Origin of the sequence: Marinobacter salarius (assembly GCF_032922745.1) — a bacterium.
Lineage (GTDB): Bacteria > Pseudomonadota > Gammaproteobacteria > Pseudomonadales > Oleiphilaceae > Marinobacter.
Genome location: NZ_CP136693.1, coordinates 4,391,886 through 4,404,258, shown reverse-complemented (window position 1 = coordinate 4,404,258; position 12,373 = coordinate 4,391,886). Strand labels below are relative to the sequence as shown.

Genomic DNA, 12,373 nt, shown 5'->3' with positions numbered 1-12,373 from the left:
CCATGGGTGTCATCGTTTCAGATCGTCGAACGCTGGTTGTGGGGCTCGGTAAAACCGGGCTCTCCTGCGTGCGCTATCTGTGCGAAAAAGGCCGCGATGTTGCCGTGGCTGATAGCCGCCTGTCGCCGCCCGGCCTGGATGAGCTCAGGGCCGAATGGCCGGACCTGCCCGTGTACCTGGGGGAGTTCGATGCCGACCTGTTTGCCGGCTTTAACGAACTGGTGGTCAGCCCCGGGATCAGTATTGCCGAACCGGCCATTCGGGGGGCGGCCGACAAAGGGGCTGTCATTCGCGGTGACATTGACCTGTTCTCGGAGGTAGCGGACGCGCCGATCATCGCCATTACCGGTTCCAATGGTAAAACCACGGTTACCACCCTGGTCGGAGAGATGGCCAGGGCCGCTGGCCGCCGCGTGGAAGTCGGCGGCAATATCGGCACTCCGGCGCTGGAGCTGCTTGGTCGCGGTGCCGACCTCTATGTCCTGGAGTTATCGAGCTTCCAGCTCGAAACCACCCGGGAACTGAATGCCCTGGCGGCCACGGTGCTGAACGTCAGCGATGATCACATGGATCGCTACCCTGACAAGATGGCCTATTTCCAGGCCAAACAACGAATTTTCAACGGCTGCCAGAACGCCGTGGTCAATCTGGACGATGCCCTCAGCACGCCCATGGCCAGGGACAACCTCCGGTTCCTGTGTTTCGGTTTTCACCGTGTTAACCCGGATACGTTCAGTACCCGCGATGACGATGAAGGTACCTGGATTACCTTCGGCTTTGACAATCTGCTGTTGGCCGAGGAATTGGGCCTGATGGGCCAGCATAATATCAGCAATGTGATGGCGGCACTGGCACTTGGACACGCTGCCGGATTACCGATGGACGTGATGCTGGACACTGCCAAGCGTTTCAAGGGGCTTCCGCATCGGTGCGAATTCGTTCGGCGGGTGAGTGATGTCGACTACATCAATGACTCCAAGGGCACCAATGTGGGAGCGACGGCCGCCGCCATTGAAAGCCTGGTGCCAGCGGGTGGAAAGATCGTGCTGATTGCCGGTGGTGAAGGCAAGGGCGCTGATTTCTCATTGCTCGCTGAACCCGTGGCAACTCATTGTCGCGCGGTTGTACTGATCGGCGCTGATGCTGAGACCATCGCCACCGCCTTGGGTAATCGGGTGGAGACGGTCAACGCCGCTGACATCGCAGGCGCTGTCCATACGGCAAAAAAGCTGGCCCAACCGGGTGACCGGGTGCTGTTGTCACCTGCCTGCGCCAGTTTCGACATGTTCCGAGACTACGGGGATCGTGGCGATCGTTTCCGTCAACAGGTGGAGGGGCTGTGATGCACGCTGACCTGTCCCTCACCAGTCATCACGGTTTGTTCCGTGATCTGCGCCCGCTGCCCCTACTGATCATCAGTTCCGCTGCGTTGCTGGTCATGGGCATTGTGATGATTTCTTCCGCCTCCATGGACATGGCGGCGGAAACCATGGGCAACAGTTACCACTATGTGATCCGTCAGCTCATTTTTGCCGGCATCGGCTGCGTCCTTGCGCTGATTGCCGTCAACGTGCCGATCTCCTGGTGGGAGCGCAGCGGGTGGCTGTTGCTCGGGGTCGGTTTGCTGTCACTGCTTCTGGTGCTGACGCCCCTCGGGCGTACGGTGAATGGCTCCACCCGCTGGATCTCGTTCGGGCTGTTCAATGTTCAGGTGTCGGAAATTGCCAAGCTTTGCCTGATTGCCTATCTGGCCGGCTACGTCGTGCGTCGTCGGGATGAGTTGCTAAACACCTGGCCTGGGTTCCTCAAGCCGTTGGGCGTGCTGGGTATTGCCTCGGTGCTGCTGGTTATCGAGCCGGACTTCGGCGCCACGGTGGTACTGGTTGCTGCATCAGCCGGCATGATTTTCCTGAGTGGCGTCCGGCTTAGCCGGTTTATGCCGCTGATTGGCGTGTTGGTGGTGATGGGCTCCGTGCTGGTATTCACCCAGCCCTACCGGTTGAAGCGGGTTGTGAGTTACCTCGACCCCTGGAAAGACCAGTTTGATACCGGCTACCAGCTAACCCAGTCGCTGATTGCGTTCGGTCGTGGCGACTGGGCGGGTACCGGGTTGGGGAATTCGGTACAGAAACTGTTCTATCTGCCGGAGGCCCACACCGACTTTATCTTCGCGATCATTGCGGAAGAATTCGGGCTGTTGGGGTCGCTGATGGTCCTGGGCCTGTTCACCGTATTGGTGGTGACCGGATTTGTGATTGCGAGAAGGGCCGAGAAAGCGGGCATGCCATTCGCCGCGTGCTTCTCCTATGGCATTACTTTGCTGATTGGCTTGCAGGCCGGTATCAATATGGCGGTCAGTACGGGCCTACTGCCTACCAAAGGGCTGACCTTGCCGCTTGTGAGCTATGGCGGTTCCAGCCTGATGATTACCGCTGTCTGCATTGGTGTGCTGGCACGGGTGGAGATGGAGAGGCTGGACCGCGAAAAACTGGCCAGCGAAAAGAGCCGTAAACCAGCGGCCAGGGGAGGTGCGGTTTATGACTGACAAACGGCGCTTTCTGATGATGGCCGGTGGCACCGGTGGCCATGTTTTCCCTGCCCTGGCAACGGCGAGACAGCTGCAGGACAAGGGGCATGAGGTTTTCTGGTTGGGTTCTCGTGGTGGTATGGAAGAGCGACTGATCGGCGAAACCGACATACCACTGTCGCTGATCCAGGTCTCCGGGCTGAGGGGCAAGGGTCGCCTGGCTTTGTTGATGGCGCCGTTCCGGCTGATGCGCGCTCTTGGCCAGGCCTTTACGATCGTTCGCACCATCCGCCCACATTGCGTCATCGGCATGGGTGGCTTTGTGACCGGTCCTGGCGGTCTCTCCGCCTGGCTGAATCGGGTGCCGCTGGTAATTCACGAGCAGAATGCCATTGCCGGAATGACCAACCGCATTCTGGTGCGCTTCGCTCATACCGTGTTGGAGGCCTTTCCCGGGAGCTTCGGCACGACTGTGGTAACCCGCTGTACCGGCAACCCGGTCAGGCAGGACCTGGCCGAGCTCGCCGAACCCGATCAGCGGATGTCCGGCCGGGCGGGTGCGCTGCGGTTACTGGTGGTGGGCGGCAGCCTTGGTGCCCAGGTGTTCAATCGCACGTTGCCGGAGGCACTGGCTCAGCTGCCGGAAGCTGAACGGCCAACGGTGCGCCATCAGTGTGGCGAGAAAAATATCGAGGAAGCCGGTGATGCCTACCGTGACCACGGCGTGGATGCATCGGTGGAGCCGTTTATCAAAGACATGGCAGAGGCCTACGGCTGGGCCGACATTGTGCTCTGCCGGTCTGGTGCGCTCACCGTTTCTGAGTTGTGTGTTGCCGGTGTGGGCGCCGTGCTGGTGCCGTTCCCCCATGCCGTGGACGACCACCAGACCCGGAACGCACAGCAAATGGTTAATGCGAAAGGCGCCATCCTGATCCCGCAGCCAAAGCTGTCGGCCGATCTGCTGGCGGAAACCCTGACCGATCTCGGCAAGGACCGCCGCCGGATTCTGGACATGGCGAAGGCCGCAAAGACGCTGGCTCGCCCCGATGCAACGGAGAGAGTCGTGAATTACTGTTTGGAGGCCGCAAATGGCTGAATCCACAAATCCCCCGCTGGTCTATCAGGTGCCCGAGATGCGCCGTATCCGCAATATTCATTTTGTGGGGATTGGCGGTGCTGGCATGAGCGGTATTGCCGAGGTCCTGAAGAACCAGGGCTACGATGTGTCCGGCTCTGACATTCGTGAGAGTGCCGTGACAGACCGGCTGACCGGCATGGGCGTTGAGGTGTTCATCGGGCATCGTGAGGAGAACAGTGCCAGTGCTGACGTGGTTGTGGTGTCGTCTGCGGTAACGGGTGATAACCCGGAAGTATCGGCGGCTCGCAGCCGACGGGTGCCGATCGTGCCCCGTGCAGAAATGCTGGCGGAGATCATGCGCTATCGCCATGGCATTGCCGTGGCTGGCACTCACGGTAAAACCACCACCACCAGTCTGATTGCATCGGTTCTGGGAGAGGCTGGCCTGGATCCCACCTTTGTGATTGGTGGCAAGCTCAATAGCGCCGGAACCAACGCGCAGCTTGGCGGCTCCCGCTATCTGGTGGCTGAGGCCGATGAAAGCGATGCCTCATTCCTTCACCTGACGCCGGTGATCTCGGTGGTGACCAACATTGAAGCCGACCATATGGACACCTATGGCGGAGACGTTGGGCGCCTGAAACAGACATTCGTGGATTTCCTCCACAACTTGCCGTTTTACGGCGTTGCGGTGATGTGTGTGGATGACGGCTTTGTGCAGGAAATCATCCCCAGGATTTCCCGCGCCATCATTACCTATGGCATCGATAATCCGGATGCCGACTACCGGGCGGAAAACATTGAATCCGATGGCCTTCGGACTCGGTTTGTCGTTCGCCGCCCGGGTGGCCGTAGTGATTTGGACGTTGAACTGAAAATGCCCGGTCGCCACAACGTACTGAATGCCCTGGCGGCTATTGCAGTGGCCACTGATGAGGGCGTGGATGATGCCGCCATCTGTCGGGGCCTTGCAGGTTTTGCCGGGGTTGGACGCCGGTTCCAGGTCTACGGTGATTACAACACCCGCAAAGGCATTGTCACCTTGATTGATGACTATGGGCACCATCCCACGGAAGTGGAGGCCGTTATCCGGGCGGCCCGTGATGCCTGGCCGGATCGCAGGCTGGTCATGCTTTATCAGCCTCACCGCTACACCCGTACCCGGGATCTCTATGAGGATTTCGTCAGGGTACTCTCGGAAGTGGACGGGCTGTTGCTGATGGACGTGTATTCAGCGGGTGAGCCGGCGATACCGGGTGCGGATGGTCGTGCATTGTGTCGCAGCCTGCGGCAGCGAGGCAGCGTGGAGCCGCTTTTTGTGGAAGAAAACGGAGAGATCGAAGCCCTGCTTGCCAACACGTTACAGGACGGCGATCTGCTGATTACACAGGGCGCGGGTGATATAGGCGGAGTGGCTGCGCGACTGGCAGCCGCAGGAGTGATTGCGGATGAGTGAGATGGCCAGGACTGTCGATTCACAAGGTTATCAGGCCGATCCAGAGACGCTGAAGGCACTGGGACGGGTGGCTGTCTTTATGGGCGGTGATTCCGCCGAGCGTGAAGTGTCACTGAAAAGCGGACAGGCAGTACTGTCGGCACTGGTATCCGCCGGAGTCGACGCCTATGCCGTGGATGTACGCGGTTGTTTGCTGAAAACCGTGGAAGAGCCCGAGTTTGATCGGGTTTTCATTGCCCTGCACGGGCGCGGCGGGGAAGACGGCACGATTCAGGCCATCCTGTCCCAGGCTGGTATTCCCTTTACGGGAAGTGACGTTCTGGCCTCTGCGCTGGCCATGGACAAGCTGCGCAGCAAATACGTGTTTGAAGGCTGCGGACTGCCAACTCCGAAATTCCGTGCCATGGGGTCCGTGGAGGAAGCCGGCAGCCTAGTACAGTCGCTGTCGTTGCCGCTGAGCGTAAAACCCTCGCGGGAAGGCTCCAGCATTGGCATTCGCAAGGTGAACAGTGAACAGGAGCTGGTTGAAGCATATACGCAGGCGGCCGCGCTGGACCCTCTGGTTCTCGTCGAAGAATGGATTGAAGGCCCCGAATTTACCGTCAGCCTTCTGCAGGATCAGGCGCTGCCGGCCATTGGCTTGAGTACAGACCACGTTTTCTATGACTACGACGCCAAGTACCTGGCCGACGACACCCGCTACCAGATCCCCTGCGGGCTGGACCCGGACAGCGAGCTGAAGCTCCAGCATCTGGCATTGGATGCGTTCAGGGTGCTCGGCTGCCGAACCTGGGGCCGGGTAGACATAATGCAGGACCGCCAGGGTGAGTTCTGGATTCTGGAAGTGAACACAGTCCCTGGAATGACTGACCACAGTCTGGTGCCCATGTCGGCTAGGGCGGCCGGTATCAGTTTCGAGGAACTGGTGGTGAGGATCCTCATGGACACCTTGGAGGCAGGCGATGCTTGAAAAGCTGCTGATCCGGAGCCGGGCGGTACCGTCCGACCCACCGAAGCGCAGGGGAGCTACCTCTCTTGGGCCTGAGCGGGACCGGTTTGGTTTGCTGAGAGCTGTATTGTCCGCCGTGCCCTGGGGGCAGGCGCTCATGGGAGCGGGTATTGTCCTGCTGGCGGCATTGGTTCCCTGGGGAACCAGCGAGGTGCTGAGCGCCATGGATCGTCAGGTCATGGCCATCGACGTGAAGGGCGAACTGGTGGGTGAAAACCGTACAGCGCTGGAGCGCAGTGCGGGCAAGTGGATAGGGCGGAGTTTCTTTGCCACCGATCTCTCTGACATCAAGGAGAGCCTGGAGCAGCGCCCATGGGTGGAGTCTGCAGCGGTCAAGCGCGTATGGCCGGACCGGCTGCAGATCGACGTTCGTGAGAAAAAGCCACTGGCGTACTGGAACAGCAACCGGCTGGTGAGCCGCAACGGAGAACTGTTTGCGCCGCCTAACCCCGAAGTGGCCGGGCGACTGCCTCGGCTGGCTGGCCCGGATGAGCGTGTGAAGGAAGTGATTGATATGGCAAGGACCATGTCGGATACGCTCACCGGTCATAATCTCGGGTTTGCCGGGTTGAGTCTTGAACAGCGCGGTGCCTGGACGCTGACCCTTGCCAACGGTATCGAAGTGGTTCTGGGCAGGGACCAGGTTGAGGCGCGTTTTGAACGCTTTGTCACGGTTTATCAGGAACGGCTGGCGTCGCGTTCAGACGAAGTCAGACGGGTGGATGCCCGCTACAGCAATGGGGTGGCGGTTCAATGGAAGCCGTCAGAAACGGCCTCGCGGACGAAATCATAGCAACGCTAAATTCAGACCTACGGTTTGGTGGAATAGATGTCATCGGATGAAACGGAAAACATGATTGTCGGCCTCGATATCGGAACCTCGAAAGTGGTTGCGATCGTCGGCAAGCGCAAAATGGATGGGACCATTGAAGTGGTGGGTATCGGTTCCCACCCTTCCCGCGGGCTCAAACGTGGTGTGGTCGTCAATATCGAAACCACGGTCCAGGCGATACAGCGTGCGGTGGAAGAAGCCGAACTGATGGCGGGTTGCCGGATTCACTCGGTCTACGCGGGCATTGCCGGCAGCCATATCAAGAGCCTCAACTCCCACGGCATTGTAGCGATCCGTGATCGGGAGGTGACCCAGGCTGACATTGACCGGGTGATTGACGCCGCCCAGGCGGTGGCGATTCCGGCGGACCAGAAGATCCTTCACATACTGCCGCAGGAGTTCGTGATCGACAGCCAGGAGGGCATCAAGGAGCCCATGGGGATGTCCGGCGTTCGCCTGGAGGCCAAGGTTCACCTCGTCACCTGTGCGGTGAACGCCGCTCAGAACATCGAGAAGTGCGTGAAACGCTGCGGTCTGGAAGTGGATGACATCATCCTGGAGCAGTTGGCCTCCAGTCACGCCATCCTCACCGAGGATGAAAAGGAACTGGGTGTCTGCGTGGTTGATATTGGCGGTGGTACCACCGATATCGCTGTGTTCACCGGTGGCGCCATTCGGCACACGGCGGTCATTCCTATTGCTGGTGATCAGGTCACCAACGACATTGCCATGGCCCTGCGAACACCCACGCAGAATGCCGAGGAAATCAAGATCAAATACGCCTGCGCCTTGACTCAGCTGGCCGGCGCGGATGAAACCATCAAGGTGCCCAGTGTGGGCGACCGGGCGCCACGGGATCTGTCCCGTCAGGCGCTCGCCGAGGTGGTGGAGCCGCGTTACGAAGAGCTGTTCACCCTGGTGCAGTCTGAACTTCGTCGTTCGGGATTCGAAGACCTGATCCCGGCCGGCATCGTGATTACCGGCGGTTCCTCCACCATGGAAGGCGTGGTGGAACTGGCGGAGGAAATCTTCCACATGCCGGTAAGGCTGGCCTGTCCGCAGGCGGTCTCCGGCATGACGGAGGTGGTTAACAACCCCATCTACGCCACGGGCGTTGGGTTGTTGATCCATGGCTTCCGCCAGATGGATCTGGGGCGGGCGCCGGCGCTTAAGGGTGAAGATGCACCCACGCTGTTTGAGCGCATGAAAGCCTGGTTTACCGGTCATTTCTGACGGCGAGCCGGGAGAAGACATACACGAAGGTATCTCGAAAATCATAATCTCGAAAAATCAGTCTGGAAAAGGCTGATAAACAGCACGAAGGAGTAGGGGAAATGTTTGAACTCGTCGATAATGTCCAGCAAAACGCTGTCATTAAAGTAGTAGGCGTTGGCGGTGGTGGCGGCAATGCCGTTCGCCACATGCTCAACAGTGATGTCGAGGGTGTAGAGTTCATCTGCGCCAATACCGACGCCCAGGCCCTGACCGACCTGGACGCACGTCAGATCATCCAGCTTGGTGGCAATATCACCAAAGGGCTGGGTGCCGGCGCCAACCCGGAAGTAGGGCGTCAGTCCGCTTTGGAAGATCGTGACCGCATTGCCGAGTCACTGAAAGGCGCCGACATGGTGTTCATTACCGCCGGCATGGGCGGCGGAACCGGCACCGGTGCCGCGCCGGTTGTGGCTGAAGTGGCCCGGGAAATGGGTATCCTGACCGTTGCCGTTGTCACCAAGCCATTCATGTTTGAAGGCGGCAAGCGCATGAGTGTGGCGGAAGCCGGCCTCAAAGAGCTGGAGGAAACCGTTGACTCGCTGATCACCATCCCCAACGAAAAGTTGTTGGCGGTGATGGGTAAGAAAACCAGCCTGCTGGATGCATTTGGCTCGGCGAACGATGTTCTGCTGGGGGCGGTTCAGGGTATTGCTGACCTGATTACCCGCAACGGTATGATCAACGTGGATTTCGCCGACGTAAAAACGGTTATGTCCGAGATGGGCAATGCCATGATGGGTACCGCGCGTGCCACTGGCGAGAATCGTGCACGCGAAGCTGCAGAAGCCGCTGTGCGCAGCCCGCTTCTGGAAGACATCAACCTGCAGGGCGCCAAGGGTATCCTGGTCAACATCACAGCAGGTATGGACCTCAATCTGGGAGAATTCTCTGAGGTTGGTGACATTGTTCGTGAATTCGCCTCGGATTCCGCCACGGTGGTCGTGGGTACCGTGATTGATCCGGAAATGACTGACGAACTCAAGGTGACGGTGGTTGCGACCGGCCTGGGCGGCGACCGCGAGAAGCCGACCAAGGTAGTGGATAACACCCGTAGCCTGGATGGCACAACGGATTACAACCAACTTGACCGTCCGGCCGTTCTGCGTCGTCGTGCCGTGGCTCACGGTAATGTGGCGATTGATCAGAGCAAGGACAGCGAGGAGCAGGGAGTCGACTATCTCGATATTCCCGCATTCCTTCGCCGTCAGGCTGACTGATAATCTGTTGCAAATGTATTCGGTAATGGAACCTTTGTGACCGAATAACGTGTGCTGATTATCAGTCCGGACTTGTGCCGGGAGGCCAATCAAAGGTTAACGATTGGTTAAATGGTATTCAGTGTTACTTTCTGGTATTCTCCGGGCAGAATTTTGCCCAGACTATATCGCACTTATGTGACGGAAATATGTACCGATGATCAGACAACGGACACTTAAGAACACCATCCGCGCCACCGGCGTTGGCTTGCACTCGGGGGAGAAAGTGTATCTGACCCTGAAGCCCGCTCCGGTGGACTCGGGGATCGTTTTTCGCCGTACCGATCTTGACCCTGTGGTTGAAATCCGTGCCTGCGCGGAAAACGTTGGTGAGACCATGCTTTCCACGACACTGCTGAAAGACGGTGTCCGGGTTGCAACAGTGGAGCATTTGTTGTCAGCCATGGCTGGTCTCGGGATTGATAACTGTTTCGTCGAGCTCAGCGCCGCGGAAGTGCCCATTATGGACGGCTCTGCCGGTCCGTTTGTGTTTCTTCTGCAGTCCGCCGGTATTGCCGAGCAGGACGCCGCCAAGCGTTTCATCCGCATCAAGCGCGAAGTAACGGTTGAAGAAGGTGACAAGAAGGCGACTCTGCTGCCTTTCGAAGGCTTCAAGGTCAGCTTCGGTATCGACTTTGACCACCCTGTCTTCAAGGGGCGCGCCCAGACCGCAACCGTTGACTTTTCCAGCACGTCGTTTGTGAAGGAAGTCAGCCGCGCACGGACGTTTGGTTTCATGCGTGATATTGAAAAGTTGCGTGCGATGAACCTGGCGTTGGGCGGAAGCGTTGACAATGCCATCGTCGTTGACGATTACAAAATCCTCAACGAAGACGGTCTGCGTTACGACGACGAATTCGTCAAGCACAAGCTGCTGGATGCCATCGGTGACCTCTACCAGTTGGGCAACAGCCTGATTGGCGAGTTCCGTGGTATTAAATCCGGCCACGACCTGAACAACAAGCTGCTGCGCAAGCTCAGGGCAGAAGAGGATGCGTGGGAAGTGGTGACCTTCGACGACGAGGCCGCTGCCCCGATTTCCTACATGAAACCTGTGCTGGCGGCGGGCTGAGGCAGGACGCCTTAATCCCGGACGTGGCTTGCGAGTTTTTCGAGAACCTCGCGTAATTGTTTGTCCTTCGTGTGCCCGGCTTCCTCTTTGAGGAGCCGGGCATTTTCGTTACTGAGGGGCGTCATTTTTGCTTTCGGACGCTCGCTGAATCGCGGCGGAGCGACCTTGACCTTGAGTTTCCAGACGAAGCGGAACAGCTCCTGTTTGCGAAGTTCTTCCATGATTTCATGCTGGCGGAAACGAATCTGGCTGGCGGTGGTGGCTGCCGTAGCCGACAGGACCAGCTCCCCGTCACGGCAACTGACAAACCGTGTGCCTTTGGCAAGACTTTCCGGAAGCGCAGCGAGAACGAGTTGTTCCGCCTGAGTATGATGCTGGGCTTTTGCCATCAGTTCACGCAGGGTTGAAGCCCTGGAGAAGCTGTCCGGAGTCAATTCGAGGTCGGTTTTCTTTTTCATGGCAATCAGTAATTCTCGACGACAACGGTAACGATTGGTTACACTTCGGCACGGTTAATAGGCAGAGCCTGTATTACACTCGTTTTACATTGTCTGGTGTGTGTATGTCCACGGGCGGCTGCTATTTTATTAAACGTAGTCGTTGCAATGGATAGCACGTGCGTTTTCAGACGCGATTTATGCTGCCCAGGATTGAGTAGTCGGATAGGAAATCCGCAATCTGGCAAAGGATGCCCCGGCAGGCCCAGTCAGAACACTCTGGATGCAACACTACAGGATCAGGTTGCGTCCACATGAAACCAGAAGACGATATGAACATTATCCTCGTTGGCAAACGCCATGGGAAATCCCGCACGGTTTCGGTAAACGCCCCTGTCCTGGCAGGCGCGGTGTTATTCGTGACTGCACTGTTGGTACTGGCGGGCTGGTCCGGCTATAAGGTGGCGGTGAGCCAGATTGAACCGGCGGAGCCTGCAGAATCGGAATTGGTCGCTCAGTGGCAATCCCGGCTGGGCGAACAGAAGATAGAGCTGGCACGGATCGAGCGGAACGTCCAGCAGCAGGTTGATGCGTTGACGCTGCGGTTGGGTGATATGCAGGGGCGTCTTCTCAGGCTTGATGCCCTCGGGCAGCGCTTCCTGGAGTCGGGCCTGGTGGCCAGCGACGAGTTCGATTTTGATCAGCCAGCTGCTGTTGGTGGCCCTGAAGAAAATCTTGATGGCGACTCTTTTACAGCGCCAGAACTGACCAGCATGATTGATCAGCTTGCACGCCGCATTGAAGATCGGGAGCAGCAATTACGCATGCTGGACATGGTCACTTCCCGCCAGAAGCTTGAGAAAGAGCTTTTTGTGGAGGGCCGTCCTATTACCTGGGGCTGGCTGTCCTCGAAATACGGCTATCGTTCCGATCCGTTCACCGGTAAGCGTACCTGGCACGCTGGTGTGGATCTGGCTGGCAAGGACGGAAGTGATATCATTTCCGTGGCGGGTGGCGTGGTTACCTACGCCGACGAGCGCTATGGCTACGGCAACCTCGTTGAGGTGGACCACGGCGATGGCCTGGTAACCCGTTACGCCCATGCCAAGACCATCAAGGTCAAGGTGGGCGATGTTGTCCAGAAGAGCCAGGTGCTGGCACTGATGGGCAGCACAGGCCGTTCCACCGGGCCTCATGTGCATTTTGAAGTTATCCGCAACGGCAAGTCCGAGAATCCGGAAACCTACATCAAGCGGGCTAGCCGCTAACCGCCTGTAGAGGTGCCTGTAAGGGCACCTGATTTCTTCCCGTTGTCCCCTCCGGCACCCTTTTTTCAATCTTTTCAGCGTTGTGACAGGCTTCTGTGAGGCCTGACTTTTGTACTGCTGCGAAATAAGGTTAGAATGCCGGCTTCCTCCGTTTAATCAAAGA

At 58.3% G+C, this 12,373-nt stretch carries 11 protein-coding genes; 10 read left to right on the top strand and 1 reads right to left on the bottom strand.

Annotated elements, in window-relative coordinates; translation table 11 throughout:
* The first annotated feature begins 2 nt into the window (after window positions 1-2).
* From murD to lpxC, 9 genes are all read left to right on the top strand, one after another.
* The gene (gene murD / locus R1T46_RS20495) at window positions 3-1,343 is read left to right on the top strand and encodes a UDP-N-acetylmuramoyl-L-alanine--D-glutamate ligase (protein WP_317306855.1); all 1,341 of its coding nucleotides are present in this window, start codon (window positions 3-5) and stop codon (window positions 1,341-1,343) included.
* A complete protein-coding gene (gene ftsW, locus R1T46_RS20490; RefSeq protein ID WP_199480631.1) occupies window positions 1,343-2,545 on the top strand; it encodes a putative lipid II flippase FtsW in 1,203 nt (400 codons plus the stop codon). Before murD ends, ftsW begins: the two co-directional genes overlap by 1 nt.
* Entirely contained in the window at window positions 2,538-3,623 is a 1,086-nt protein-coding gene (gene murG, locus R1T46_RS20485) for an undecaprenyldiphospho-muramoylpentapeptide beta-N-acetylglucosaminyltransferase (RefSeq protein ID WP_075194897.1), read from the top strand. Before ftsW ends, murG begins: the two co-directional genes overlap by 8 nt.
* Window positions 3,616-5,061, top strand: coding sequence for a UDP-N-acetylmuramate--L-alanine ligase (murC, locus tag R1T46_RS20480; protein ID WP_036203749.1), 1,446 nt, complete (start codon window positions 3,616-3,618; stop codon window positions 5,059-5,061). Before murG ends, murC begins: the two co-directional genes overlap by 8 nt.
* Window positions 5,054-6,031, top strand: coding sequence for a D-alanine--D-alanine ligase (locus tag R1T46_RS20475; RefSeq protein ID WP_075194899.1), 978 nt, complete (start codon window positions 5,054-5,056; stop codon window positions 6,029-6,031). The genes murC and R1T46_RS20475 overlap by 8 nt, the downstream gene beginning before the upstream one ends.
* A complete protein-coding gene (locus R1T46_RS20470) occupies window positions 6,024-6,863 on the top strand; it encodes a cell division protein FtsQ/DivIB (protein ID WP_036203755.1) in 840 nt (279 codons plus the stop codon). The genes R1T46_RS20475 and R1T46_RS20470 overlap by 8 nt, the downstream gene beginning before the upstream one ends.
* A gap of 36 nt (window positions 6,864-6,899) precedes the next feature.
* The gene (gene ftsA / locus R1T46_RS20465) at window positions 6,900-8,135 is read left to right on the top strand and encodes a cell division protein FtsA (RefSeq protein ID WP_286748536.1); all 1,236 of its coding nucleotides are present in this window, start codon (window positions 6,900-6,902) and stop codon (window positions 8,133-8,135) included.
* Window positions 8,136-8,236: 101 nt separating this feature from the next.
* Window positions 8,237-9,394, top strand: coding sequence for a cell division protein FtsZ (gene ftsZ / locus R1T46_RS20460; RefSeq protein WP_286748535.1), 1,158 nt, complete (start codon window positions 8,237-8,239; stop codon window positions 9,392-9,394).
* Window positions 9,395-9,590: 196 nt separating this feature from the next.
* The gene (gene lpxC / locus R1T46_RS20455) at window positions 9,591-10,505 is read left to right on the top strand and encodes a UDP-3-O-acyl-N-acetylglucosamine deacetylase (RefSeq protein WP_007154571.1); all 915 of its coding nucleotides are present in this window, start codon (window positions 9,591-9,593) and stop codon (window positions 10,503-10,505) included.
* An 11-nt stretch (window positions 10,506-10,516) separates the two neighbouring features.
* Here lpxC and R1T46_RS20450 read toward each other — a convergent pair whose 3' ends face one another.
* The gene (locus R1T46_RS20450; RefSeq protein ID WP_036203758.1) at window positions 10,517-10,963 is read right to left on the bottom strand and encodes a DUF721 domain-containing protein; all 447 of its coding nucleotides are present in this window, start codon (window positions 10,961-10,963) and stop codon (window positions 10,517-10,519) included.
* A gap of 293 nt (window positions 10,964-11,256) precedes the next feature.
* Between R1T46_RS20450 and R1T46_RS20445 the strand changes: the two genes are divergently transcribed.
* The gene (locus R1T46_RS20445; RefSeq protein WP_317306849.1) at window positions 11,257-12,210 is read left to right on the top strand and encodes a M23 family metallopeptidase; all 954 of its coding nucleotides are present in this window, start codon (window positions 11,257-11,259) and stop codon (window positions 12,208-12,210) included.
* Window positions 12,211-12,373 lie beyond the last annotated feature (163 nt).